Genomic DNA, 24,966 nt, shown 5'->3' on the forward strand with positions numbered 1-24,966 from the left:
AGGAAGCGCATGTGTGGCATCACCGGCTGGGTCTCGTACGACCGTGATCTGCGGACCGCCTCCGCCGCCGTGGACACGATGACGCAGACCATGTCGTGCCGCGGCCCCGACGACCACGGCACCTGGATCAGCGGCCCCGCCGCCCTCGGGCACCGCCGCCTCGCCATCATCGACCTGCCCGGCGGACGCCAGCCGATGACCGTGGAGACCCCGCAGGGCACCCTCGCCCTCGTCTACTCCGGCGAGGCGTACAACTACACCGAGCTGCGCAGTGAACTCACCGCGCGCGGACACCGGTTCACGACGAAGTCCGACACCGAAGTCGTGCTGCACGCCTACCTGGAGTGGGGCGCCGCGGCCGCCGAGCGGCTCAACGGGATGTACGCGTTCGCCGTGTGGGACGGGCGGCACGACAAGCTCGTCATGATCCGGGACCGCATGGGCATCAAGCCGTTCTACTACTACCCGACCCCGGACGGCGTCCTGTTCGGGTCCGAGCCCAAGGCCATCCTTGCCAATCCGCTGGCACGCGCGCGCGTGGGCATCGACGGGCTCAGGGAGATGTTCAGCACGGTCAAGACCCCCGGCCACGCCGTGTGGGACGGGATGCGCGAGGTCGAGCCCGGCACCGTCGTCACCGTCGACCGCAGCGGGCTGCGGCGGCATGTGTACTGGGCCCTGGAGACCAGGCCCCACACCGACGGGCGCGAGGAGAGCGTGGCCCATGTGCGTGCGCTCCTCGAGGACATCGTGCGCCGCCAGCTCGTCTCCGACGTGCCGCGCTGCACCCTGCTCTCCGGCGGCCTCGACTCCTCCGCCATGACCGCGCTCGCCGCCCGCCACCTGGCCGAGTCCGGCGAGACCGTGCGCAGCTTCGCCGTCGACTTCGTCGGCCAGACCGACAACTTCGTCGCCGACAGCCTGCGCGCGACGCCCGACACCCCCTACGTCCACGACGTCGCCAAGTCCGCGGGCACCGACCACCGCGACATCGTCCTCGACGCACAGGCGCTCGCCGACCCCGAGGTGCGCTCCCGCGTCATCCGGGCCCGCGACATCCCCGTGGGCTTCGGCGACATGGACGCCTCCCTGTACCTCCTCTTCCAGTCCATCAGGGAGCACTCCACGGTCGCCCTCTCCGGCGAGTCCGCGGACGAAGTCTTCGGCGGGTACAAGCAGTTCTTCGACGAGGAGGCGCGGCGGGCGCGGACCTTCCCCTGGCTGGTGCGGTTCGCCGAGCACTTCGGCGACGACGGTGACGTCCTGCGCGAGGACCTCCAGCAGGCGCTGGACCTGCCCGCGTACGTCCAGGACGGCTATGACACGGCGGTCGCCGGAGTCCAACGGCTGGACGGCGAGAGCGACTTCGAGTTCCGGATGCGCACCATCTCCCACCTCCACCTGACCCGCTTCGTGCGCGTCCTGCTCGACCGCAAGGACCGGGCGAGCATGGCCGTGGGGCTCGAGGTGCGCGTCCCGTTCTGCGACCACCGGCTCGTCGAGTACGTCTACAACGCCCCCTGGTCGCTCAAGTCCTTCGACGGCCGGGAGAAGAGCCTGCTGCGCGAGGCCACCGCCGACGTCCTGCCGCGCTCTGTGTACGACCGGGTCAAGAGCCCGTACCCGTCCACACAGGACCCCAAGTACGCCCTGGCCCTGCAGGAACACGCGAAGGACCTGCTGACCCGGCCGGGCCACCCCGTCTTCGACCTCGTCGACCGCGACCGGGTCGACCGCGCGGCCCGGCGCGACGTCCCGCAGATCACCCAGGCGTCGCGGCGCGGGCTTGAGCGCACCCTCGATCTCGCGCTCTGGTTCGACCTCTACTCGCCGGATATCTCGCTGTCCTGACCCGCGAGGGTGTCGAGGAAGCGCTGCAGGGCCGGGGTGCCGTCGCCGCCCAGGCCCCGCTGGACCGGGGGGACGGCCGCGCACTTGCGGGGCTCGTCCCCTTCCGTGTCCGCGCCGGAGCTCTCGGGGTGGACGGTCACCGCACGGCGGATGTACTCGTCGAGGGGGACCCCGAGGCGGTCCGCGTGCCGCAGGACCGCGGCGTACTCGTCAGACGTGAACAACACCTGTACACGCTTGGCACCGTCCATGAACCGCATGATGCCGCCAAGGCCCGCCCCACGCGGTGCGGTTGGCATATTCGCCCTCGAAGGCGTGAAACGGCCCGCGAAGACCTGAAAAAGGGGCGGGGGACCAGGGAAAGGGGGTGAGGCCCGGTCGCGACGGGGGAATCACTACCGGGCCTCTGCACTGTTAAACGGTAAACAAGTGCTGGGCGTTCCCTCTGCCGGCCGACGGCCGGTGTGAGCTGCGTTACGTCACAGGCGCACCCCGGGGGTGCACTCAACACCACCCCCTGCTCGGGCCGTACGCCCAATGTGCCCGCCCCTCGCTCTCCGTAGCTTCGTAACCGAGGCACAGGGCGTGCCGCGGGGAACCACGAAGGGACGGCAGGCCATGTTGCGTCTGGTCAAGGTCACCAAGGTGTACGGGGATCCGCGTGACCCCGAGAACGCGGCGAGCGCCGTGACCGCGCTCGACGGCGTGACGCTCAGCCTCCCGGCCGGGAGCTTCACCGCGGTCATGGGCCCCTCGGGCTCCGGCAAGTCCACGCTGCTGCAGTGCGCGGCCGGGCTCGACCGGCCCGACAGCGGGATCGTGATGGTCGACGGCGAGGAGCTGACCGGCGGGACCGAGGCCGAGCTGACGAAGTTCCGCAGGCGGCACATCGGCTTCGTGTTCCAGCAGTACAACCTCCTGGACACCCTCACCGTCGCGCAGAACACCACGCTGCCGCTGAAGCTCGCGGGCCGCCGCGTCGACCGGCGCCGGGCCCGCGAGATCCTCACCCAGGTCGGCCTGGGGGACCGCCTCGACCACCGGCCCGACCAGCTCTCCGGCGGCCAGCGCCAGCGCGTCGCCATCGCCCGCGCCCTGGTCGCCGAGCCCCGGGTGATCTTCGCGGACGAGCCCACCGGCGCCCTGGACACCCGCAGCGCCCGCGACGTGCTGCGGCTGCTCCAGGACGCGGTGCGGGTGCACGGCAGGACCGTCGTGATGGTGACGCACGACCCGGTCGCCGCCTCCTACGCCGACTCCGTGCTCTTCCTCGCCGACGGGCGCCTGGCCGGGGAGCTGCGTGCGCCCTCCGTCGACGCCGTCGCCGAGCGCCTCGCGCACCTGGGCGACGACCGGGACGACCGTGACCGGAGCGGCGCCGGCGCCGCGTACGCGGGGGTGTGAGCGATGTTCGCCCTCGCCCTGCGGTCCCTGCGCCAGCGCCCGGGACGGTCCGTGGCCACCCTGCTCGCCGCCTTCCTCGGTGCCGCGATCATCATGACCTTCAACTCGATGCACGACACCGCGGGCGCCCGGGGCGTGGACAGCGTCAGCTCCGAGTCGCTCACCACCGCGGCGGGCGTCGTCGGCGGCTACGGCACGCTCCTGGTGTTCTTCGCGGTCGCCTCCACGCTGACGGTCAACGTCCGCCAGCGGGAACGGGAGATCGGCCTGCTGCGCGCCACCGGGGCCACCCCCGCACAGATCAAGCGCATGATCGTCGGCGAGGCCGCGGTGCTCGCCCTCATCGGCTCGGCCCTGGCCGTAGGGCCCGCGATGCTGGGCGGCCGTGCGCTCCTCGGCGCCTTCCAGGACAGCGGCCAGGTCGCCGACGGCGTCGCCTACCACTTCGGGCCGATCGCCCTGATGTCGGGCATCGACGTGACGCTGCTCGCCTCGGTGGGCGCGGCGTTCCTCGCGGTGCGGCGGGCCACGCGGGCGGCGGCGGGCGTGCGTCAACCACGCTCCCGGGTAAGGGATTTCGCCGGGTACGCGGCCCTGATCGCCGGGGCGCTCGGGGTCTGCGCGACCTTTGCCTTCGACGCGACGGACGCCGCCCTGATGGCCGCCCCCGCGTACGGCGCGATCCTGCTCTCGGCCGGCTTCGCGGTGTTCTCGCCGCGGCTGCTGCGCGCCGTCCTGGGCGCCGTCGAGCGGCCGCTCGGAGCGATCGCCGGGGCGTCCGGTTACCTGGCGGTGCATCAGATGCGGCGCCGTGCCGACCAGTTGACCGGGATCCTGATGCCGCTGATCCTCTTCACCGGCATGGCGACGGCCACGCTGTGCATGCAGTCCGTCCAGAACGACGCGCTCAAGGCGTCCGGGCTCACCAGGTCCGTCGAGGACAAGAACCTGGAGACGCTGAACCTGGTGGTCGTCGGCGTCATCGTCGTCTTCGCCTGCGTCATGCTCGTCAACAGCCTGTACGCCGCCACGGCTTACCGGGGACGGGAGTTCGGGCAGCAGCGCCTCGCCGGGGCGACCCCGCGCCAGGTGCTCGCGGGGGTCGGCGTCGAGGGCGTGCTCCTGACGGCGACCGGGGTGTTCTTCGGCACGGTCGCCGCGCTCGCCGGGATCCTGCCGTTCACCATGGTCCGCACCGACGGGGTGCTGCCGGAGCGCGGGCTCGGGATCTGGCTCGGCGTGGTCGCGGTCGCGGCGGCGACGACGCTGGTCACCAGCGTGGCGACGGCGCGCAGGACACTGCGGGCGCCGGCGGTCGAGGCGGTGGCGCTGGCGGCCTGACGGCCCGTCAAGAGCCGGGCGGGGAAAGACCATCACGGGGGTATGGCGAAGGGGCGGCCGCGCGTGCAGCGGCCGCCTTCTTCGCGTGCGGCATCAGCCGGACGGGCTCGGCGGGGAAGGGCTCACGTCGCGATCATGACCGCCGACGCCGTCACGCCGACCACCACGATGAAGCCGCGCAGCACCAGCGGCGGCAGCTTCCGGCCGAGCCGGGCGCCGAGGAGGCCGCCCACCGTCGAACCGGCCGCGATCACCGCGGCCGCCGCCCAGTCGACGTGCGTGACCGAGATGAACACGATCGCCGCGACGCCGTTCACGATCGCAGCCAGGACGTTCTTCGCGGCGTTCAGGCGCTGCAGGTCGTCCAGGAGGAAGGCCCCGAACAGGCCCATGAGCAGCACCCCTTGGGCCGCCCCGAAGTATCCGCCGTACACACCCGTGGCCAGCACCCCCAGCCACAGCGGCACCCCGCCGTCCACGCGCCGCGACGTGGACTCGCGCCCCTTGAGCCAGCGGTTGAGGCGCGGCTGGAGCAGCACCAGGACACAGGCGGTCAGGATCAGGACGGGCACCACGGCCTGGAACGCGTCGGCGGGCAGGAGCAGCAGGAGCACCGCACCGATCAGGCCGCCGACGAGCGAGGCCGCGCCGAACCGCACCAGGCGCCGCGCCTGCCCCTTCATCTCGCGCCGGTAGCCGTACGCGGCGCTGAGCACGCCCGGCACCAGACCGATGTTGTTCGACACATTGGCGAGCACCGGCGGGAAGCCGAAGGCGAGCAGCGTGGGGAAGGTGATGAGGGTCCCGGACCCGACCACCGCGTTGATGCCGCCCGCGGCGATGCCCGCGGCCCCCACGGCCGCGATCTCCAGTGGATCCACAACACACCTTTCCCTGCCGTGCATCGGACCGGCGGGTCGGCACCCGCCGGGAGTTCACGAGGTTCCGGACCCGCGCGAACCCCCGGAGCGGGTTGCCGCCCTTGGGCCCGTACGAGATCTTGGTCCCGTCCCAGACCCAAGTCAATCCTCGGGTTTCCTTGCAACTACCCAAGCGATACCTTCAGCCCTTGTGACTCTCGACGACCTCCGTGTGTTCATAGCCGTGTGCCGGGCGGGCAGCCTCAGCGCCGTCGCCCGCGACCTGTCCTGCACGCAGTCGGCCGTGAGCCAGCACGTCAAACGCCTGGAGCGGGAGCTCGGCGTCAGCCTCGTGGAGCGGCACCCGCGCGGCGTCGTGCCCACGTCTGCGGGGCGGATCCTCCAGGAGGCGGCCGCCGACGGGATCGGCGGGATCGACCTGGCGCTGCGGCGTCTGCGCGACCTGGTCGCGGGGGACGGCGGGCAGCTGCGCATCACCACCGGAGCCACCACCGTGCGGCACTTCATGTCCGGCGCGATCGTCGACTTCAAGCGACGCCATCCCCAAGTGAGCCTGGAATTCCAGACGGTGAGCTCCAGCCGCAGCTGCTTCGACGCGCTCGCCGCCGACGACATCGACCTCGCCTGGATCACCATCGGCCCTGCTGTGCGCGGCATCGAGCAGCGGCCCGTCGTCGAGCTGCCCTGGGTCCTCGCCGTCGCGGCCGACGCCCCGCTCGCGGCCCGCACCCGCGCCGAGCCGCCCGACCTCGCCGCCGCCCGGCTCATCCGGCCGCCGCAGCGCTCCACCTCACGGGTCCAACTCGACGGCGCACTGGGGGAGTTGGGCATCACGCCCACCCCCGACGCGAGCGAGGCCGACTGGGACACCGCGATCCTGCTCGCCGAACTCGGCCTGGGCGAGGCCGTGGTGCCCGCGCTGCCCGGCTGGGACGCGGCCGCCCTGCCCGGCCTGCGCCTGCTTCCGATCCCCGCGCTGCCCACCCTGTCCGTGGGCTGGGCGGTGCGCCGCTGGGACGCGCTGAGCCCGCTGGCCCGCGCGTTCGCCGACACGGTGGCGCGCGCGTCGCGCGAGGGCGGCCTCGGCGGGACGGCCGCCGAAGGGGTGGCCTCGGCTACCGGCGCAGGCGCGCAGCCCGCATCTGCAGATAGCGGATCTCGGGGACGCTGAGCGTGCGGCTCGCCGCCAACTGATAGGCCGCGCGGGCGCCTTCGGTGTCGCCCGCCCGCTCCAGGAGGTGCCCGCGCACCGAGTCCAGGCGGTGGTGCCCCGCCAACGGCCCCTCCAGCGCGTCGAGTTCGGCGAGCCCCGCCGTCGGGCCGTGCACCATCGCGACGGCCACGACCCGGCCGAGCCGGGCCATCGGCTCCGGCGCCCGCTCCAGCAGCACGTCGTACAGGGCGAGGATCTGCGGCCAGTCCGTGTCCTCGGCGCGCTCTGCCTCGTCGTGCAGCGCCGCGATCGCCGCCTGCACCTGATAGGCGCCCACCGGAGCCTGCGCCAGCGCCTCCTCCACCAGGGCGGTGCCCTCGGCGATGGCGCCCCGGTCCCAGCGGCCGCGGTCCTGTTCGTCGAGCGGGACCAGCTCGCCGTGCGGCCCCGTGCGCGCCGCGCTGCGCGCCTCGGTGAGCAGCATCAGGGCCAGCAGCCCGGTCACCGCGCCCTCGCGGGGCAGCAGCCGGCGCACCGCCCGGGTCAGCCGGATCGCCTCGCGGGCGAGCTCGGCGCGGTGCAGGGCGGGGCCCGACGTCGCCGTGTACCCCTCGTTGAAGATCAGATACAGGACCTGAAGGACGGCCGTGAGCCGCTGGTCCCGGTCCTCGGGGCCGGGCTGCCGGAACGCCACGCCCTTCACCTTCTGCTTGGCCCGGCTCACCCGCTGCGCCATCGTCGCCTCGGGCACCAGATGGGCGCGGGCGATCTCGGCCGTGGTCAGGCCCCCGACGGCGCGCAGGGTCAGGGCGACCTGCGCGGCCGGGGTGAGCGTGGGGTGGCAGCACAGGAACAGCAGCGTGAGCGTGTCGTCCTCCGAGGGGGCGCGGCTCTCGCCGGGCGCGGGCGCCGTGAAGTCGTCCCGCGGGGTCAGCTGCGTGGCGGTCTCCTCGCGCCGCCGCCGCGCCTCGTCGGCGCGCAGCTGGTCCATGAGCCGCCGCGAGGCGACCCGGATCAGCCAGCCGCGCGGATTGTCCGGCACGCCCTCGCCGGGCCACTGCCGCACGGCGGCGAGCAGCGCCTCCTGTACGGCGTCCTCGGCGGCGCCGAAGTGCCCGTACCGCCGCACGAGCGCACCGAGGACCTGCGGCGCGAGCGGGCGCAGCAGGTCCTCGACGCGTGCGGTGGAACTCAACAACCGGCTCCGTCGGGGGCGCTCTGGATGGGCCGGATCACCACCGGGAAGACCGGGGCGCCCTCGGGTCCGGGGCACTCCAGGATGCGCTCGGCGATCTCCGTGACCCGCTCCAGGCTGGCGCAGTCGAGGACCCAGTAGCCGGCGAGGACCTCCTTGGTCTCGCTGTAGGGGCCGTCGGTGACGACCGGCCGTCCGTCCGGGCCCCGGCCGACGGTGCGGGTCTGCGCGGGCTCGGTCAGGCCCTGCCCGTCGACGAACTCCCCGGTCTCGGCGAGATCGTCGTTCAGGGAGCTCATGAAGGAGAACATCGCCTGGATCTCCTTCTCGCTCCACGCCGGACTGGCCGCCGAGCCCTTGCCGCTCATGGCCTCGTAGTCGGCCTGGGTGCCCTGGATCATCACCAGATACTTCATGGTCTCGCTCCTCGGGTGCGGTGCCGCCCCCGGTGGGCGGCCTTCACGGGAGACGTCGGAGCCGACGACGCGTTCTCGACACGTGACGACGCCTTCTCGGCGCATGCGGACAACACCATCTTCCGGCCGTCAGCCCCAGACCGTGAACCCCAGCGTCGTCAGGGTGGACTCCGTGCGCCGCTGCAGGCGCCGGGCGAGCGGCAGCAGCTCGTCGGCGCGCCCGGCGGGCAGCGAGAAGGCGATGGTGGACGGCACCCGGCCGACCGTGATGGGCACGGCGGCACAGACGGTGCCCGGCAGATACTGCTGGTGTTCGTGCAGCGGCGCCCCCCGGTCCAGGCGCGCCAGCTTCCGCAGCAGCGCCCGGTCGTCGCTGACCGTGTACGGGGTGAGCTGCTCGACCGGGTGCCGGGACACATGGTCGCGCCGCCCGTCCTCGTCGAGCTGGGCGAGCAGACACTGGCCGAGGGCGTGCGCGTGCGCGGTGCGCCGGAAGTCCGCCCACTCCTCGACGCCCGGGTGTGCGGGGCTCACGGCCTGCGAGACGACATTGACCTCGCCGTCCTCGTAGAAGGCGTAGTACACGGCGACCCCGAGCTCGTCGCGCAACGCCCCCAGCCAGCGGGCGAGTTCGGCCCGCACCACGCCGCGCCCGACGGGCCCGCTGAGCCGCCCGGCGGCGGGCCCCACCAGATACAGCCCCTGCTCCCGGCGGAGATAGCCGTCGTGGGTGAGGGTGCGCAGCAGGTGGTACGTCGTCGCCATCGGCAGCCCCACCTGCCGGGCCAGCTGCTTGGCGGTGGCCCCGCCGTCGTGGTCCGCGACGGCTTCGAGCAGGCGCAGGGCCCGCCGGACCGAGCCGATGAGCGTGGGGCCGGAGCCACCCTGGTCGGCCGTGGTGTCGGACATGAAGAGGTCTCCCCCGATACGGAATGGTCAATTCCTCGGAGATTGTTAACCACGGAACGGTGACGGGTGGGACTTCTCCTGAAACCAGCCGAGCGGGGTGATAGGGGAACTAGTGTGTGCTTTTTGCTTATGCCACACGCATGTGCCCCGAGCGGGCGACGCCGAAGGGACGGACATGTTCACGAGACCGCTGGGCGACGACGGGGCCGAACTGCGGCCGCTGGAGCCGTGGCAGGCCGAGGAGTTCCTCGCCCACATCGACCGCGGCCGGGACTTCATCGGCCGCTACGTGGGGCTGCCCGACCTCGTCACCGACCTGGAGTCGGCGCGCGGCTGGCTGCAGAGATACGCGGACAAGGCCGCGGCCGACTCCGGCCGCCTGTACGGGATCTGGCTCGACGGCCTCCTCGTCGGCGGCGTCCTCTTCCGGGTCTTCGACGCTGAGCAGGGCACGTGCGAGGCGGGCTGCTGGTTGGAGCCCGCCGCGGCCGGACGCGGTCTCGTCACCCGCGCGGTCCGGGTCCTCATCGACTGGGCGGTGGACCAGCGCGGCATCCACCGCGTGGAGTGGGTGCTCTCCGCCGGGAACACCCCGAGCGCCAACGTCGCCAAGCGCCTCGGCATGACCCGCGACGGCGTCCTGCGCGACAGGTTCGTCTTCCGGGGCGAGCGCCACAGCGACGAGGTGTGGTCGGTGCTGGCCCCGGAGTGGCGGGCGGCGCGCGAGACCGGCTGACCGTGAGAGGAGCGCGGGACTGACGCGAGCGGCTAACCGACCGAGCCGAGCCACTCCACCAGAAGGCGACCGACCTCGTCGGCCCGCTCCTGCTGCACCCAGTGGCCGCACCCGTCGAGCAGGTGCGCGGCGTGCAGCCCCGGCAGGGTGTCGGGGAACGCCTTGATGGCGTCGGCGAGCCAGGTGGTGGAGGCGTCCCGGGTGCCGCCGATGAACAGCGAGGGCTGGGTGAGCGGGGCGCCCGCGTGCGCGCCGAGCTCCTCCCAGTCCCGGTCCATGTTCCGGTACCGCGCCAGCGCCCCGGCAAGCCCGGTCCGCTCGAACTCCCCCGCATAGACATCGAGTTGCTCCTCGCTCAGCCAGCCGGGCAGCTGCTCCCCGACGGGGAACCGGTCGCGCAGCGTGCCCCCGCCACGGCTCAGGAAGTGCGGATCGGGGGCATCGGGTCCCGGCATGGTGTCCCCGGAGAACGCGGCGTAGAAGCCCGCGAGCCACCCGCGCACGTCCGGCTCGATCTCGCGCTCGGCCCGCCCCGGCTCCTGGAAGTACGAGACGTAGAACTCCTCCGCGTCCCCGCCCATCGTCGCGAACACATCGCTGGGCCGAGGCCCGCCGGGGGGTGCATAGGGCACGCTCAGCAGGCCGACCGCACGGAACACATCGGGCCGCAGGAGGGCGGAGTGCGCGGCGATGTTCGCACCCCAGTCGTGCCCCACGATCACGGCCTGCTCCTCACCGAGGGCGCGCACGACGGCGACGCCGTCCTCGACGAGCTCACGCATCCGGTACGCGGCCACGTCGTCCGGCCGCGAAGAGCGCCCGTACCCGCGCACGTCCACGGCCGCGGCCCGGTACCCCGCGGCGGCGAGGGCGGGCAACTGGTGCCGCCACGAGGACCAGGACTCAGGAAACCCGTGCACGAGCAGGACCAGCGGCCCGCTGCCCTGCTCGACGAGGTGGGTGCGGCCGGCGGGGGAGGGGACGAGGCGGTGACGGGGGGAGGGAGAGGTGGTAGCCATGGCCCGATCGTGGGCCGCGCATCCGCAGGGCCGCGACATTTGTTGCCGTGTCGGCAAACGAGAGGGGCATTCCAGCCCGTCCGGCGTTTGAGGACGAGGCCGTTCAGGCCGATGGGGGGCAAGGGGCGAAGCCCCAAAAAGAGGCCGCCCCAGGGGCGACGGAGTCGCGGTTTCGGGAAGGGGCGGGCTTGGGGACAGGCCCCGCAGGGCAGCCCAGCTCACCCCCTCCGCACCCGCTCCAACACCTTCACCCCCACCTCCAACGCCTCCCCCGGCTCCCGCACGGCCAGCTGCAGGTCGATGAAGAAGCTGTCACCCCCCACCCCCGAGTCCCGCACCCCGGCGAGGGCCCCGGCGATGTCCGCATCGGTCGCCCCCGGCTTCGGGTTCAGCCGAAGGTGCTGCCGCAGCGCCCCCGGATCCCGCCCCGCCTCCTCCGCGGCCCGCACCGCCGCACCCCACAGCCCGGCGTGCGCCGGTGCGGGCAGCACCATCCCCATCCACCCGTCGGCCCGCCGCCCGATGCGCCGCATCGCCGCGGGCGTGAACCCGCCCAAGTACACGGGTGGCACCGGCCGTTGGGCGGGCCGCAGCCCGACGTACGAGCGCGGAATGGTCCACTGCGGCCCGTCGTGCTCGAACTCCTCCTGGCTCCAGTAGCCGTGCAGGATGTCGAGGATCTCGTCGAGGTGCGCCCCGCGCCGCGTGAAGTCGGCGTTGACGGCGGTGTACTCGTCCCGCATCCACCCGATGCCGAGCCCGGCGTCGAGGCGGCCCCCGCTGATCTGGTCCAGGGAGGTCAGGCTCCGGGCGAGCAACAGGGGCGGGTACCAAGGGGCGTTGATGGTGCTGCTCCCCAGGCGCACCCGTGTCGTCGCGGTGGCCGCGACGGTCAGCACGGTCAGCGGGTCGAGGAGGGTCTTGAACTCGGGCGGGTAGGGGTGCTCGGCCGAGTACTCGGGGCCCGGGTAGATGTCGCTCGGTGCGACGGGGGTCAGGGCACGGTCCCCGACCCACAGCGAGTCGAACCCGGCGTCCTCCGCGTCCCGCGCGAACGAGGCGATCGCCTCGGGCCTGGCGTGCGTGCCGTACTGGGGGAGAGCTATTCCTAAGCGCATGCCCGCATTCTGGGTCGGCCGGTGACACGAGGGACCGGCGCGGCGCACGTGATGCGTGTCACCATCCCGATTCAGGCTGTGAGTTAAGCCGTGGGGGAAGCGGCTCGGGCCGAGGGCGGCCCGGGTATGTTGCGGGACAGGGCACGAGGCCGCGGGACGGCGCGCAGGGCCACGGGCCAGGGGGCAAGGGGCAAGGGGGAGAGGCCGCATGACCGGTCGGAGCAGGCGCACGGTGAACGACCTGCGGCGGGACAACCGCGCCGCGGTGCTGCGGCAGTTGTACTTCGAGGGCCCCATGAGCCGCCACTCGCTCGGCCCGGCGACCGGGCTCAGCTCCGGCTCCATCAGCAACGTCGCCGCCGAACTGGCCGCCGAGGGCCTGGTGGAGGAGGCGGGCAGCGTCGACTCCGCGGGCGGGCGCCCGCGCACCCTGCTGCGCGTCGCGCCCACGGCCGGACACCTGATCGGCGTGGACGTGGGCGAGACCCGCGTCCGCATCGAGCTCTTCGACCTGACGCTCACCGAACTGGCCCGCACCGAGCGCCCGTTGGAGCCGGTCGGCCACGACGCCGGGTCCTGCGGCTACGACGTCGACGCCATCGTCGGGCACATCGGCGACGGCGTCCGCGAGGTCCTGGACAGGGCGGGCATCGCCCCGGAGCGGCTGCTCGGCGTGGGCGTCGGCGTCCCTGGCATCGTCGCCCGCACCGCCGAGGAGGGCGCCGTGGTGCACGCCCAGACCATCGGCTGGGACGCGGTCCCGCTGGAGTCGCTGCTGCGCGCCACCGGCCAACTGCCGGACACCGTCCCGTACTTCATCGACAACGGCGCCCGCACCCTCGGCCAGGCCGAGCTGTGGTTCGGCGCGGGCCGCGGCGCCCGCAGCGCCGCCGTCATCCTCTTCGGCTCCGGCGTGGGCGCCTGCCTGGTCACCGACGTCATGGAGCACGGCAGGGCGCTGGAGTGGGGCCATCTCACCGTACGGGTGCGGGGGCGCAGGTGCCGGTGCGGGGCGCTCGGCTGCCTGGAGGCGTACGCGGGTGCGGAGGCGCTCCTGGAGCGCTGGCGGGAGGCGGGCGGCCGCCCGCCCGAGGGCGTCGACGAGGAGACCGCGCTCGCCGCGATGCTGGCGGCGGCGTACCCGGCCGACGCCGACGCCTGGGGCGCGGCGGGCGATTCAGCCGCCGAAGCCGCTGTCTCGGGCGCGGCGGGCGATCCTGGAGCTGGAGCTGGAGCGGGCGATCCTGGAGCTGGAGCTGGAGCGGGCGATCCTGGAGCTGGAGCTGGAGCTGGAGCTGGAGCTGGAGCTGGAGCCGATGCCGGAGCGGCGGGCGATCCTGCCGCCGAAGCCGAAGCCGAAGCCGAAGCCGAAGCCGAAGCCGAAGCCGAAGCCGAAGCCGAAGCCGAAGCCGAAGCCGAAGCGGCGGGCGATCCTGCAGCCGGAGCCGGAGCCGGAGCCGGAGCCGGAGCCGGAGCCGGAGCCGGAGCCGGAGCCGGAGCTGATGCCGGAGTCGATGCCGCCATCGCCATCGCCACCGCCCCTGACCCGCTGGCCCGCGCCGTCCTCGACGAGACCGCCGAGTACCTGGGCGCCGGGCTCTCCGACCTGATCAACCTCTTCCAGCCCGAGCGCGTCCTCATCGGCGGCTGGGCCGGTCTCCAGCTCGGCGCCCGCTTCCTGCCCGCGGTCCGCGCGCACGCCACCGCGTACTCCCTGGCCTACCCGGCGCGCCGCGTCACCATCGAGATGGGCGAACTCGGCCCGGACGCGGTCACCGTGGGCGCCGCGACCCTCCCGCTCGCGGACTTCTTCGCCCGGGGAGGGCGCCGCGAGGACGGCGCGCGGGAGCGTGAACTCCCGCCCTGGCACGCCGCGTTGGCGGAGCGGGTGCCGATCTCCTGAACGCCTGCCCTGAACGCCTGCCCTTGCTCTGAACGCCTGCCCTGAACGGCGTCAGGCGGACTCCCGTACCACCAGCTCCGGTTCGAAGATCACCGACGTGGGCCCGGTGCGCTCCCCTTCGATGTGCTCCCGCAGCAGCCGCACCATCGTCGCCGCCATCTCCTCCACCGGCTGGCGCACCGTGGTGAGCGGCGGGCGGCAGGCGCGCGCGGCGGACGAGTCGTCGAAGCCGACCACCGCCACGTCGTCCGGTACACGCCTGCCCGACTCGCGCAGCACCTGGCACGCGCCCTGCGCCATCAGGTCGTTGGCCGCGAACACCCCGTCCAGGACCGGGTGTTCGGCGAGCAGCCGCACCATCGCCTCGGCGCCGCTCTGCTGGGTGAAGCCGCCTTCGGCGACGGGCACGTACGGGTGCCCGTGCCGCGCCATCGCGTCCCGGAACCCGGCGAGCCGCTCCTGCCCCGCGGGCACGTCCAACGGCCCCGAGACCGTGGCCACTCGGCGGCAGCCGCGGGCCAGCAGATGCTCCGCCGCGAGGCGGGCCCCGTCCTGGTGGGCGAGGTCGACATAGCTGAGCGGGGCGGCGAGGGCCGGGCGGGCGAACAGGACCGCGGGCAGGCCCGCCGCGGCGAGGCGCTCCGGCAGCTTGTCCTCGGCGTGCGTGGAGACGACCAGGGCGCCGTCCGCGCTGCCCTGCCGCAGATAGGCGACGATCTGCTCGCAGGCCGCCTCCGAGTCCGCGAACATCAGCACCGGGTGCATCGACCGCGGCCGCAGCGCGCCCACGACACCGCTGACCACCCGGCCGAAGAACGGATCCGCGAACACCCGCGCGGCAAAGGAGTCCTGGGTGTCCTGGGCGCCCTGTGCTCCCTGGGTGTCCGCCGTCTCGTCGCCCGTCCCCGCGACGACCAGCGCGACCGTCTCGGCCCGCCGCGTGACCAGGGAACGCGCGGCGCTGTTCGGGGTGTAGCCGGTGCGCTCGATGGCCTGCCGGACGGTCTCCTGGATCACCGGATCCACGTTCCTGATGCCGTTGATGACCCGGGACACCGTCGCGCGGGAGACCCCCGCCTCCCGCGCGACATCTTCAAGTGTGGGCAGCCGCCTGCTCATTCCCGCACCCTATCCCGGGGTACGCGGGGCGGGGAGAGCGCTTTCCGCATGCCGGTGCCCGTTGCCGCCGTGGCCGCGTCAGTTGAAGACGTACCAGGTGACGTCCACCGACGCGGTGCGCCCCGCCGAGTCCGTCACCGTGATCCGGCTGGTCCGCGTGCCCCACTGGGTGGGCGTGCCCGAGACGGTCCCGGTGGAGCGGTCGACGGTGAGGCCCGCGGGCAGCCCGGTCGCGGTGAACGCGCGGCCGCCGGTGCCGCCGGTGGCCTCCAGGGCGAGCCGGACGGGGCGGCCGATGTAGACGGTCTGGCTGCCCGGGTCGCGCAGCGACGGCGCACCGCCCGTGCCGCCGCCGACGGTCCAAGTGAAGCTCACCGAGGCCGACTTGCCCGCACTGTCCGTGGCGGTGACCGTCACCTTCGCGGTCTGCGCGGTGGTCGTGGCGCCGCTGAGGGTGCCCGTGGACCTGTCGACGGAGACGCCCGCGGGCAGCCCGGTGGCGCTCCAGGTGTACGGGGCGGTGCCGCCCCGCGCGCTGTTCTTCACCTCGACCGACTGGCCGACCGCGGACTGCTGGTCGGCGACGGCGGCCACGGCGACCCCGCCGGGCTGGGCGCCCTCGGTGGCCAGCGCCAACTGCCACTTCTGCAGCGCCTCGCCGACCGGCTGGAAGATCGTGAACGTCTCACCGCTGCTGCCGCACGTATTGCTGCCGCCCCCGGAGTGCAGCCCGACCGCCTTGCCGCCGCTCGCCGTGACGTACGAGCCTCCCGAGTCGCCGCCCGCCGAGCAGGCGTCGGTGTACGACAGGCCGTCGATGACGACGTTTCCGTAGTCCACGCTCTGGTCGACCTTGGTGATCTCGCCGCAGCGCCAGCCGCTGGTCTGCCCCGAGCGGCACACGGACTGGCCCACCACGCCCTCGGCCGACCCTGTGACGGTCACGTCACCGTTGCCGTACCCGTCGACTCGCGGCGCGAGATTCCACCCCGGCTGATCGACGTCCACGAGCCCGAAGTCCCCCTCGCGCGCGTTGACGCTGTGTGTCCCGCCCGCATTGGAGGTGCCGAGCCGGGAGCTGTCCTTCCCGTACGCGGGCTGGTCGGCGTCGTTGGTGCAGTGCCCCGCCGTGAGGAAGCCCTTGGCGCCGCCCCCGGCCGTCACGGAGAACCCGATCGAGCAGCCGCTCTCACTGCCCGGTGTCCACTTGTCACCGCCCACCACGTCGCCCTGCTGCCGCACAGGGGCGTCGGTGACCTCCACCAGCCGTACGGCCCGGCCGAGTTGACGCATCCGCGACCGGAACGTCTCCGTCGCGGCGCGGTGTTCCGTCCGCAGCACCCGCACCTCGACCCGTCCGGTGCGCTCGTCGACGCCCCACCCGGCCACCCCGGGCACCCCGTCGGCCTGACGGCGCACCACCCGCTCCACGTCGGTGAGTTGGCTCTTCCCGTACGGCACGAGGTGTGCGACGGCGCCCGCGGCGCGGACCTGACGGGCGTCGGCGGCGGTGGTGACCGAGGCGTTGAGCCGCCCCTGGGCCGCGTCGAACCACAGGCCGGTGACCCGTTCACCGAGCCGGGTGCGCAGCGCCGCAGCGGCGTTCCCGGCGGCGGCTTCCTGGGCGAGCCGGGTTCTGGCCTGCGCGGCGGTGAGCCCGAAGTCCCGCTGCATCGCCTTCAACAGCGGTGCGGGTGGCCGGGGTCGGCCCGCCGCGTCGGCCGGGAGCGCGGCGGAGCCGCCCAGCAGGACGACGGTCGCGATGGCTGTGACGGTGGCCCGCAGGCGTATTCGGGAGCGGGGATGAGCGTGATGGGGGAGAGATACAGGGAGCACGGAGGGTCCTCTCATGGGGGGTTCCTGAGTGCGCCACAGCGTGCGGGGAGCGGATGGGGGAGGGCATCGGGGAAAACCCTTGCGTCACCCGCGATCTGACGGTTCCTCATGCTCTTCCTCAGGCGACGTCGCGGGCCCCGGGAGAGGCGGACGTCCCGAAGGGTTGATCACCCGCTGCACCCGCGCCTACGGTCGGCCGCATGACGCGAGAGCGCCGGCCGACACCGGGTGCGGGACCGGCCCGAGTGGCCTGGCCCGCCGGAACAGGGCAGGTCGAGCGGGGAGAACGCCTGCTGCGGCAGACCGGACGGCTCGTGGTCCTGGGCCCGTGGGGCGCGGGCCGCACGACCCTGCTGAGCGCGCTCGCCGCCCGACAGCGTGCCGAGGGCCGCGCCGACCACGTCCTGCGCCTCGCACCCCGGCCGCGCGACCGCGCGCTTCCCTACGGCGCGGTCGCTGCGCTGTTCGCACAACTACCGGGGCGCGGTGCCCTGGAAGGTGGGCAACTCGCAGCTGTGGAGGGTGTGTTGGGCGAGGGCTCGCCTGGCAAGCGTGCCACCGGCGAAGCGCCACCCCCCGACCCCCTCGCCCTGCGCCTCGCCCTCGGCACCCTTCTGGCCCGCCTGCCGGGCCACGTCCTGCTCACCGTCGACGACACCCAGTGGCTCGACGAGGACAGCGCCGATGTGCTCGGGCACGTGGTGCGCGCCCTGGCGCCGGACCGGCTGGCCGTCGTGTGTGCCGAGCGGGCCGCTCGTCGGGCGGACGTCGCCCGGGGCCTGTGCGGGGACCACGCGCCCCGGCTGTGCCTCGGGCCGGTCAGCGCCGAGGAGGTGGCCGACCTCCTCGTGTGCCACGGGGTTCCGGGGCGGCACGCCGCGCGGGTGCACCGGTACGGCGGGGGACACCCGCTGCTCGTACAGGCGCTGGCCGAAGCGATGAGCGGGACGAGCGGGGCGGCCGTACGGTCGGCGCACGTGCCCGTACCGGGGGACCACGTGCGGGAGTTGGCCGAGCTGTGGCTGGGGACCGTGTCGGACGAGGTGCGGCACACCCTGTTGATGCTCGGCCTCTCGGCGGGCGCGGTGTCGCCCGCGCTGCTGCGGCGGGCCGGGCGGGCCGACGCGGACGCGCACCTGGCGGCCGCGGACCAGGCCGGGATCGTCCGCACCGGAGCCGACCCGCACCGCGACGCCGTCACCTTCACCGCCGACGCGCTGCGGGACGCGGCGGCCCGCACAGGCGGCAGGCCGCAGCGCGTCGCGGCCCACCAGGCGCTCGCCACCGCCACCGAGGACCCGCTGCACGCGACCCGGCACCGGCTCCTGGCCCTGGAGCGGCCCGACGGTCGACTCGCCCGCCAGGGACAGGAGGCCGCCCGGTGGGCGCGGGACTGCGGGGAGCGCGCCCTCGCCGCCGAACTGCTGCTGCTCGCCGCCGAACACACCCCGGTGCGGCAGCGCGCCGAACGCATCGGGCGGCTCGTCGAGGCCGCCCGCGACGCGGCCGCCGCGGGCCGCTGTCTGCTCGCCCTGCGCGCGGCCGACGCGCTCGCCGCCGCCCGGGCGGGCGCCCGCGACCAGGTGGCCGCGCTCCTCGCGGTGGTCGACACGGGCGGTCAGGCCATGGACGAACTCGAGGACGTCCTCGCCCGGGCGCTCGACCTGGCCCGCCCGCACCCGGCCCTGCTGGCCGCGGTCGAACTGCGGGTCGCGCTGCGCCACAACATCAGCGGCCGCCCCTTCCAGGCCCGCCACGCCGCCGAACGGGCCGTCCGTACGGCCGAGTCGGCGCACGACCCGACCGTGCGCACCCTCGCCCTCACCATGCGGGCCCGCATGGAGCGCATCACCGGGGACCCCGGGGCGGCCCACACCCTGGCCCGGGCCCTCGAAGCGGGGACGCCGGTCGGCGCCATCGGGATCCGGAACAGCCCGCAGTACCTGGCGGTCCGGCACGCCGTGTTCGACGACCGCCTCGCCGCGGCCCGCGACCGGTTGATGGAGCTGCTGCCGGTGGCCGAGCGCACCGGCGACGCCGAGGATCTCCAGGAGGTGCTGCGCAGTCTCGCCGAGGTCGACGCGCGCCTCGGCGCCCCCGGCCGCGCCCTGGAGTGGAGCGAGCGCGCGACGGTGGTGTGCGCGGCGGCCGGCCTCTCCCCGGGGCCCAGCTGGTACACGGCGGCGCTCGCCGAGACCGCGGGCGGCAGCTTCGCACGGGCGGCCGAACGGGCCCGGCTCGGCGCGCAGTCCTCCCGCGAGGACCACGACCTGCTGTTCACCTCCCGCAACCTGCTCGCCCTCGGCTCGGTGCAGCTGGCCACCGGCGAGGTCGCGGCGGCCGTCGCCACGCTGCGCGAGGTCGCCGAACTGGAGGGCCACCAGCGGGTCGACGACCCGACGATGCTGCGCTGGCAGCCCGAGCTCGCCGAGGCCCTCGCCGCCCACGGCGGCCCCGACGAAGGCCGGCTCCTGGTCGACCGGCTGCGCGCCACGGCCGGTGACCGGGTCCTGGCCACCGGCATCGGCCCGGCCCTCGACCGCGCCGAAGCCGCCTGCCTGGCCCGCCTGGGCGCCGAGCCCCGGGCGACGGACCTGCTGCGCCGCGCAGCCGCCCGCTTCCACCGCATCGGCCTGCCCCTCGAAGAGGCCCGCACCCACCTCGCCCTCGGCCGCCTCGAACGCACCCGGCGCCGGCACGCGGCCGCCCGCACCGCCTGGCGCGCCGCCCTCGTCCAGTACCAGCAGAGCGGCGCCCACCCCTGGACGGCCCTCACCCAGGACCTCCTGCACCGCCTCGACGCCACCGCGACCCGCGCCGACACCCCCCACCAACTCACCGAAGCAGAACGGAAGGTGGCCGCCCTGGTCGCCACCGGCATGACCAACCAGGAGGCCGCCGACCAGCTCTACCTCTCGGTGAAGACGGTGGAAGCCACCCTCAGCCGGGTCTACCGCAAGCTGGGCATCCGCTCGCGGGCCCAACTGCCGCGGGCGCGGGGAATGTCGTCGGGGGAACGCGCCCCCAGGGCATAGGCTCGCCGGATGGCGAAGTACTTCGACGTGCACCCCGACAATCCTCAGCGGCGCGTGATCGGCAACGTGGTCGACGGCATCCGCTCCGGCGATCTCATCGCCTATCCGACGGACTCCTGTTTCGCGCTCGGCTGCCAGCTCGGCAACCGGGAGGGAATGGCCCGCATCCGTGCCATCCGCCGGCTCGACGAGCGGCACCACTTCACCCTCGTCTGCCGGGACTTCGCGCAGCTCGGCCAGCTCGTCCACGTCGACAACGACGTGTTCCGGGCGATCAAGTCCGCCACCCCCGGCAGCTACACCTTCATCCTGCCCGCCACGAAAGAGGTGCCGCGCCAGCTCCTGCACCCCCGCAAGAAGACCGTCGGGGTGCGCATCCCCGACCACACCGTCACCCAGGCCCTCCTCGCCGAGCTCGACGAGCCGCTGCTCTCCAGCACCCTGCTCCTGCCCGACGAGGAGGAGCCGCTGACCCAGGGCTGGGAGATCAAGGAGCGGCTCGACCACGTGGTGGACGCCGTCGTCGACTCGGGCGACTGCGGCACCGAGCCGACGACGGTCATCGACTTCTCCGACGGCGACGTCGAGATCGTGCGCCGCGGGGCGGGCGACACCGCGCTGTTCGAGTAGCCCGGGTTCGAGCGGCCGGGACATTCCGGCCCGGCGGCCGATGAGTTCTGCGGTGATCGACCGTCTGTACTGCGACCGGCCGAGCTGCCGGGAACAAGCACAGCGGCATCCGCGCGTACCGAATCGCCGACCGAATATTGGGGAGTCCTCAGATGCGTACCTTGATCAGCACTGCTTTCGTCTCGCTCGACGGCGTCGTGGAGGCCCCGGGCGGCGAGTCCGGCTACCGGAACGCGGGGTGGACCTTCAAGGACATCGAGTTCCTCCCCGAGGCGTTCGAGACCAAGGGGCGGGAGCAGCAGGAGGCCGCCGCGATGATGATGGGCCGGGTCAGCTACGAGGCGTTCAGCCCGGTCTGGCCCGGCATGGAGGACTTCGCCGACTACAAGGTGATGCCCAAGTACGTCGTCTCCACCAGCCTCACCGAGGACGCCCTCGTGTCGAACTGGGGCGAGACCACGATCCTGCGCTCCCTCGACGACGTCGCCGCCCTGAAGCGGACCGAGGGCGGCCCGATCATCATCCACGGCAGCGCCACCCTCAACCGCGGCCTCTCGGACGCGGGCCTCATCGACCGCTACCACCTGCTCGTCTTCCCGCTCCTGCTCGGCGCGGGCAAGCGCCTGTTCAGCGACGCCGACAAGGACACGCAACACCTGAAGCTGGTCGAGCACGAGGCGTACGCCAACGGCCTGCAGAAGAACGTCTTCGACGTCGTCCGCTGATCTCGTCTGGTCTCGTCTCATCTCGTTCGACCTCGTTGATCGGACGTTGATCCGGGTGGTGCAGAGTGCCGTCCGTACGTGGAGAGCGCGCCCGTCGACCGGCCGCCGGGGCATGCGGGGGCATGCCTCCGGCGCAGGGCAGGCACAGGGATGTCAGGGACGGTGCCGAGCGGCGCCCGGGTCCGGGTCGCGCCCACGTCGATCCCGGCGTGGGCTTGGGGGCCCACGCCGGGCCCTTCCTTCCCCGTCATTCCCCGCCCGCACAACTCCCTTGTATGCCAGGCGTGATGGCCGTCAGGAGCTGGTGCACCTCGTCGGCCTCCACCGCGTGATGGCGTACGAACAGGCCGTGCGCCGTGCGGAGGTGGTCCCTGGCCTCGGCGGGGCGGTCCCGGTCCAGCAGGGAGCGGCCGAGCGCCGCGTGGGCGAGGGCCTGGCAGCGCGCCGAGTCATAGGCGACGCCCTCGGCCAGGGCCGCCTCGGCGTAGCCCGCCGCCCGCTCGGGCAGGCCCCGCGCGAGGGCGCACTCGGCGAGGCGGCCCCGGGTGAGCGCGGCCCACACCCGCCGCCCGGCCCGCTCGAACCCGTCGAGGGCGAGCAGGAGTTGGGGCTCGGCCGCCTCCGGGTCGCCGGTGCTCGTCAGGATGTGGCCGAACTGGTAGTGCGCGTAGGCCGTGCCGTAGACGCTGCCTGAGGGGGCGGCGAGCGCGACGCCCTGTTCCGCGGCGGACCGAGACGCGGCCGCGTCGCCGAGCGCAAGGCGGGCCCGGGCGATGTTCACGCAGCAGCGGCCCGCGCGGGCCGTGTCGCCGAGCGCGAAGAAGCCGTCCCTGGCCCGCGCGAAGTGGCTCACCGCCCGTGCGGGACGGCCGCTGGTGAGCAGGACGGAGCCCAACTGGTTGGCGGCGCGGGCGAGTCCGAGCGGATCGTCCGCCTCCCGCGCCAGGCGCAGCGCGGCCGACAGGTCCCGCTCGCTCGCCTCCGGCACCCGCGTCCAGTAGAAGGAGGTCCGCCCGCGCACATAGCGGGCCCGGCCCTGGCCCCAGAGCTCGCCGAGGCGCTCCGCCGCCTCGATGACCGGGGTGAGGACGGCCACGAGGTCGTGCTGGCGTGCCGGGGTCGGGACCAGGAAGAACCAGAGGCAGGCCAGGTCCCCCGCCGCCCGCAGCGCCTCGCGGGTCGCCGTCGCCTCGGCCGCCGCCTGCGCGATGGTCCGGGTGACCAGGTCGGCCTCGGCGGCGACCCAGCGGCGGGCCGCGTCCGCGTCGGCCAGGGGGGTGCCGGGCCGGTCGGGGGTGCGGCAGTGGCCGGGCAGGATGTCGTGCGGCTCCAGCCAGGCATAGGCGCCCCGGACCGTGGCCAGGACGTGGTCGATCAGGCGCAGCGCGGCCGCCCTGGGCACGTCGGCGGACTCCAGGCGCTCGCACTGGCGGCGCGCGGAGAGCCGTACGAGATCGTGGAAGCCGTACCGGTCCGGGCCGCACTCCTCCAACAGGCCCGCGTCGACGAGCTGTTCGGCCTGGTCGCGGGCCGTCTCCTCGTCGGTGTCGAGCAGTGCTGCCGCGGCCGCCAGGGGCAGTTCGGGCGCGTCGGCGACGGAGAGCAGCCGGAAGGCGCGCGCCGCCTCGGGGGTCAGGCTCTGCTGGCCGAGCCGGAAGGCGGCCGCCACGTCCAGGTCGCCGACCTGCAGTTCGTCCAGGCGCCGCCGCTCGTCGGCGAGCCGCTCCAGGAGGGCGGCCAGGGACCAGCCGGGGCGGCCGGCGAGCCGCGCCCCCACGATCCGCAGCGCGAGCGGCAGCCGTCCGCAGGCCGCCACCAGGGCGCGGGCCGCTTCGGGTTCGGCCGCGGTCCGCCGCTCTCCCGCGATGGCGGCGAGGAGCGCGACCGCCTCGTCCTCGGCCATGGCGTCCAGGGCGACCGGCCGGCAGCCGGGCAGCACCAGGGAGCGGTTGCGGGCCGTGACGAGGGCGGCGCTCGCGCCGGTGCCGGGCAGCAGCGGGGCGACCTGCGCGCCGTCGTGCGCGTTGTTGAGCACCACCAGGACGCGGCGCTCGGAGAGCAGGGAGCGGTAGAGCGCGGCGCGCTGCTCGGGCTGTTCGGGGACCGCCTCCCGCTCGACGCCGAGCGCCTCCAGGAACGCGCCGAGGACGGTGCCGCTGTCGCTCGGGCCCGCCTCGTGCAGCAGGCCGGGCCCGGCCTCGTCCGGGGCCGCGCCACCGGTCCCGGGCCGGTCCGCGCGGCGGGCCCCGGGCCGCCCGGACAGGCCGCGCAGCTCGGCGTAGAGCGTGCCGTCCGGGAAGTGGTCGCGCACCAGGTGTCCGACGTGCAGGGCGAGCGCGGTCTTGCCGACCCCCGCGATGCCGGTGATCACGGCGCAGGCCGGGGCCGGCGGCTGTCCGCTCCCGGCCCGCAGGAGGGTGTGCCGCAGCTCCTCGCGGTCGGCGGCGCGCCCGGTGAAGTCCGGCACGCTGGGCGGGAGTTGGCGTGGCCGGACGACCGGCGGGGGCTCCGCGGCCGTGGGGCGCGGCGGGTCGAGGCCGGGGTCGGCGGCGAGGACGCGGGCATGGGTCGCCGTGAGTTCGGGGCCGGGGGCGACGCCGAGCTCGTCGGCGAGGACCCGGCGGGCCTCGGCGTACGCGGTGAGCGCCTCGGACTGCCGTCCGCTGCGGTACAGGGCGACCATCTGCAGCACCCGCAGGCGCTCGCGCAGCGGGTGCGCGCCCACCAGTTCGCCGAGCGCAGGGGCGGCCGCGGCGTGCCGCCCGAGGTCCAGCGCACACCCGTACAACTCCTCGAGGGCACTGACCCGCAGCTCCCCGAGCCGCCCGCGCTCCCGCTCCACGAACGGCCCGCGCAGCCCGGCGAGCGCGCTGCCGCGCCACAGGCCGAGCCCCTGGGACAGCAGGGCGTGCGCCCGCCCGGCGTCCCCGTCCGCCCGCGCCGCCGCGGCCTGCGCCACCAGCCCCTCGAACCGGTCGGCGTCGACGGCCGCGACAGCCGCGACGGCTGCGGCGGCATCGGCGGCATCCGCGGGCAGGCGCAGTGCGTAGCCGTCCCCGGCCGACACCAGGACGGTGGCGGGCGCGCGCGGCGGCCGTGCCGGTTCGAGGAGCTTGCGCAGCCGCGAGACATACGTCCGTACGGTGCCGAGGGCGCGCGGCGGCGGTGCCTCGCCCCAGAGGGCCCCGATGAGTTCGCCCGCGCCGATGGCGCGCCCCCTGCGCAGCGCGAGCAGGGCGAGGACCGCCTGCTGCTGGGGCGGGCCGAGGGGCAGTTCGTGCCCGTCCCGGAGGGCCCGCACCGGGCCGAGCAACTGGATCGCGAGGGCGTGCTCCGCCTCGCGGGTGGCCGCTGTCCGGCCCGTGCTGCCTGTACTGATCGCTCTGCCCTTCGTCCGCGACCGAGGCTAACCGGCGGGTGGGGCGGCCCGGTTGGGGGGTGGGCGTCAGGGCAGGTGCTCAGGGCAGGCGTGCGGGGCGGGCGTTCAGGGCAGGGGGAGGTCCGCGGCGCGGGCCGCGTCCGCGAGCACCTCGCGCAGCATCGCGGGGGTGAGCCGGCCGGTGAAGGAGTTCCGCTGGCTCGGGTGGTAGCTGCCGAAGAGCCGTAGTTCGCGGTGCTGGCCCCCCGCGACCGGCGGGCACACCCCCGGGGGCCCGTGGCCCGACACGGGCCGGGGCGGGGGGCCCCCCCACCCC

The 24,966-nt window shown here is 74.4% G+C and carries 19 protein-coding genes and 1 pseudogene; 9 read left to right on the forward strand and 11 right to left on the reverse strand.

All coding sequences use genetic code 11. The annotated features are described in order from the left end of the window. Window positions 1–9: 9 nt before the first annotated feature. The gene (gene asnB / locus ACFWYM_RS37775; protein WP_384847663.1) at window positions 10–1,851 is read left to right on the forward strand and encodes an asparagine synthase (glutamine-hydrolyzing); all 1,842 of its coding nucleotides are present in this window, start codon (window positions 10–12) and stop codon (window positions 1,849–1,851) included. Here the strand turns inward: asnB and ACFWYM_RS37780 are convergent. Then, window positions 1,824–2,102: a hypothetical protein gene (locus ACFWYM_RS37780; protein ID WP_384847666.1), complete on the reverse strand. Its 279-nt coding sequence runs from the start codon at window positions 2,100–2,102 to the stop codon at window positions 1,824–1,826. The genes asnB and ACFWYM_RS37780 overlap by 28 nt on opposite strands. A gap of 367 nt (window positions 2,103–2,469) precedes the next feature. On the opposite strand from ACFWYM_RS37780, the gene ACFWYM_RS37785 reads away from it, so the two are divergent. Together ACFWYM_RS37785 and ACFWYM_RS37790 are read left to right on the forward strand one after the other, a co-directional pair. Then, the gene (locus ACFWYM_RS37785; protein WP_384847669.1) at window positions 2,470–3,255 is read left to right on the forward strand and encodes an ABC transporter ATP-binding protein; all 786 of its coding nucleotides are present in this window, start codon (window positions 2,470–2,472) and stop codon (window positions 3,253–3,255) included. Between the two features lie 3 nt (window positions 3,256–3,258). After that, entirely contained in the window at window positions 3,259–4,596 is a 1,338-nt protein-coding gene (locus ACFWYM_RS37790; RefSeq protein ID WP_384847672.1) for an FtsX-like permease family protein, read from the forward strand. A 122-nt stretch (window positions 4,597–4,718) separates the two neighbouring features. Here ACFWYM_RS37790 and ACFWYM_RS37795 read toward each other — a convergent pair whose 3' ends face one another. Continuing rightward, window positions 4,719–5,477, reverse strand: a complete 759-nt coding sequence (locus ACFWYM_RS37795; protein WP_384847675.1) for a sulfite exporter TauE/SafE family protein — start codon at window positions 5,475–5,477, stop codon at window positions 4,719–4,721. A 190-nt stretch (window positions 5,478–5,667) separates the two neighbouring features. On the opposite strand from ACFWYM_RS37795, the gene ACFWYM_RS37800 reads away from it, so the two are divergent. After that, window positions 5,668–6,648 (forward strand): LysR family transcriptional regulator, encoded by a 981-nt coding sequence (locus ACFWYM_RS37800; protein ID WP_384847678.1) that lies wholly within the window; start codon window positions 5,668–5,670, stop codon window positions 6,646–6,648. On the opposite strand, the gene ACFWYM_RS37805 is transcribed toward ACFWYM_RS37800, so the two are convergent. From ACFWYM_RS37805 to ACFWYM_RS37815, 3 genes are all read right to left on the reverse strand, one after another. Further along, window positions 6,593–7,825 carry an RNA polymerase sigma factor gene (locus tag ACFWYM_RS37805; protein ID WP_384847681.1) on the reverse strand — a complete coding sequence of 411 codons (1,233 nt, stop codon included), beginning with the start codon at window positions 7,823–7,825 and terminating at the stop codon, window positions 6,593–6,595. The two genes, ACFWYM_RS37800 and ACFWYM_RS37805, sit on opposite strands and share 56 nt — an antisense overlap. Next, complete coding sequence (locus ACFWYM_RS37810) at window positions 7,822–8,241, reverse strand: YciI family protein (protein WP_384847684.1); 420 nt, start codon at window positions 8,239–8,241, stop codon at window positions 7,822–7,824. Before ACFWYM_RS37810 ends, ACFWYM_RS37805 begins: the two co-directional genes overlap by 4 nt. A gap of 129 nt (window positions 8,242–8,370) precedes the next feature. Further along, entirely contained in the window at window positions 8,371–9,150 is a 780-nt protein-coding gene (locus ACFWYM_RS37815; RefSeq protein WP_384847687.1) for an IclR family transcriptional regulator, read from the reverse strand. A 175-nt stretch (window positions 9,151–9,325) separates the two neighbouring features. Here ACFWYM_RS37815 and ACFWYM_RS37820 point away from each other — a divergent pair, with 175 nt between their 5' ends. After that, window positions 9,326–9,886 (forward strand): GNAT family N-acetyltransferase, encoded by a 561-nt coding sequence (locus tag ACFWYM_RS37820; RefSeq protein WP_384847690.1) that lies wholly within the window; start codon window positions 9,326–9,328, stop codon window positions 9,884–9,886. Between the two features lie 32 nt (window positions 9,887–9,918). On the opposite strand, the gene ACFWYM_RS37825 is transcribed toward ACFWYM_RS37820, so the two are convergent. Together ACFWYM_RS37825 and ACFWYM_RS37830 are read right to left on the reverse strand one after the other, a co-directional pair. Continuing rightward, window positions 9,919–10,905 (reverse strand): alpha/beta fold hydrolase, encoded by a 987-nt coding sequence (locus ACFWYM_RS37825; protein WP_384847693.1) that lies wholly within the window; start codon window positions 10,903–10,905, stop codon window positions 9,919–9,921. Window positions 10,906–11,123: 218 nt separating this feature from the next. Continuing rightward, entirely contained in the window at window positions 11,124–12,023 is a 900-nt protein-coding gene (locus ACFWYM_RS37830; protein ID WP_384847696.1) for a TIGR03619 family F420-dependent LLM class oxidoreductase, read from the reverse strand. A 208-nt stretch (window positions 12,024–12,231) separates the two neighbouring features. On the opposite strand from ACFWYM_RS37830, the gene ACFWYM_RS37835 reads away from it, so the two are divergent. Further along, a complete protein-coding gene (locus ACFWYM_RS37835) occupies window positions 12,232–13,926 on the forward strand; it encodes an ROK family protein (protein WP_384847699.1) in 1,695 nt (564 codons plus the stop codon). Between the two features lie 51 nt (window positions 13,927–13,977). On the opposite strand, the gene ACFWYM_RS37840 is transcribed toward ACFWYM_RS37835, so the two are convergent. Next, complete coding sequence (locus tag ACFWYM_RS37840; protein WP_384847702.1) at window positions 13,978–15,045, reverse strand: LacI family DNA-binding transcriptional regulator; 1,068 nt, start codon at window positions 15,043–15,045, stop codon at window positions 13,978–13,980. Between the two features lie 78 nt (window positions 15,046–15,123). Beyond that, window positions 15,124–16,881 (reverse strand): putative Ig domain-containing protein, encoded by a 1,758-nt coding sequence (locus ACFWYM_RS37845; RefSeq protein WP_384847705.1) that lies wholly within the window; start codon window positions 16,879–16,881, stop codon window positions 15,124–15,126. 200 nt (window positions 16,882–17,081) lie between these two features. Here ACFWYM_RS37845 and ACFWYM_RS37850 point away from each other — a divergent pair, with 200 nt between their 5' ends. From ACFWYM_RS37850 to ACFWYM_RS37860, 3 genes are all read left to right on the forward strand, one after another. After that, entirely contained in the window at window positions 17,082–19,916 is a 2,835-nt protein-coding gene (locus ACFWYM_RS37850; RefSeq protein ID WP_384847708.1) for a LuxR C-terminal-related transcriptional regulator, read from the forward strand. Window positions 19,917–19,925: 9 nt separating this feature from the next. Further along, window positions 19,926–20,546 carry an L-threonylcarbamoyladenylate synthase gene (locus ACFWYM_RS37855; RefSeq protein WP_384847711.1) on the forward strand — a complete coding sequence of 207 codons (621 nt, stop codon included), beginning with the start codon at window positions 19,926–19,928 and terminating at the stop codon, window positions 20,544–20,546. 152 nt (window positions 20,547–20,698) lie between these two features. Next, window positions 20,699–21,271: a dihydrofolate reductase family protein gene (locus tag ACFWYM_RS37860; RefSeq protein WP_384847713.1), complete on the forward strand. Its 573-nt coding sequence runs from the start codon at window positions 20,699–20,701 to the stop codon at window positions 21,269–21,271. A gap of 247 nt (window positions 21,272–21,518) precedes the next feature. Here ACFWYM_RS37860 and ACFWYM_RS37865 read toward each other — a convergent pair whose 3' ends face one another. Both ACFWYM_RS37865 and ACFWYM_RS37870 read right to left on the reverse strand, forming a co-directional pair. Continuing rightward, entirely contained in the window at window positions 21,519–24,572 is a 3,054-nt protein-coding gene (locus ACFWYM_RS37865; protein ID WP_384847715.1) for a BTAD domain-containing putative transcriptional regulator, read from the reverse strand. A gap of 183 nt (window positions 24,573–24,755) precedes the next feature. Further along, window positions 24,756–24,966: pseudogene (locus ACFWYM_RS37870) on the reverse strand (uracil-DNA glycosylase); the annotation flags it as partial.

Origin of the sequence: Streptomyces sp. NPDC059009 (genome assembly GCF_042740175.1) — a bacterium.
GTDB lineage: Bacteria > Actinomycetota > Actinomycetes > Streptomycetales > Streptomycetaceae > Streptomyces.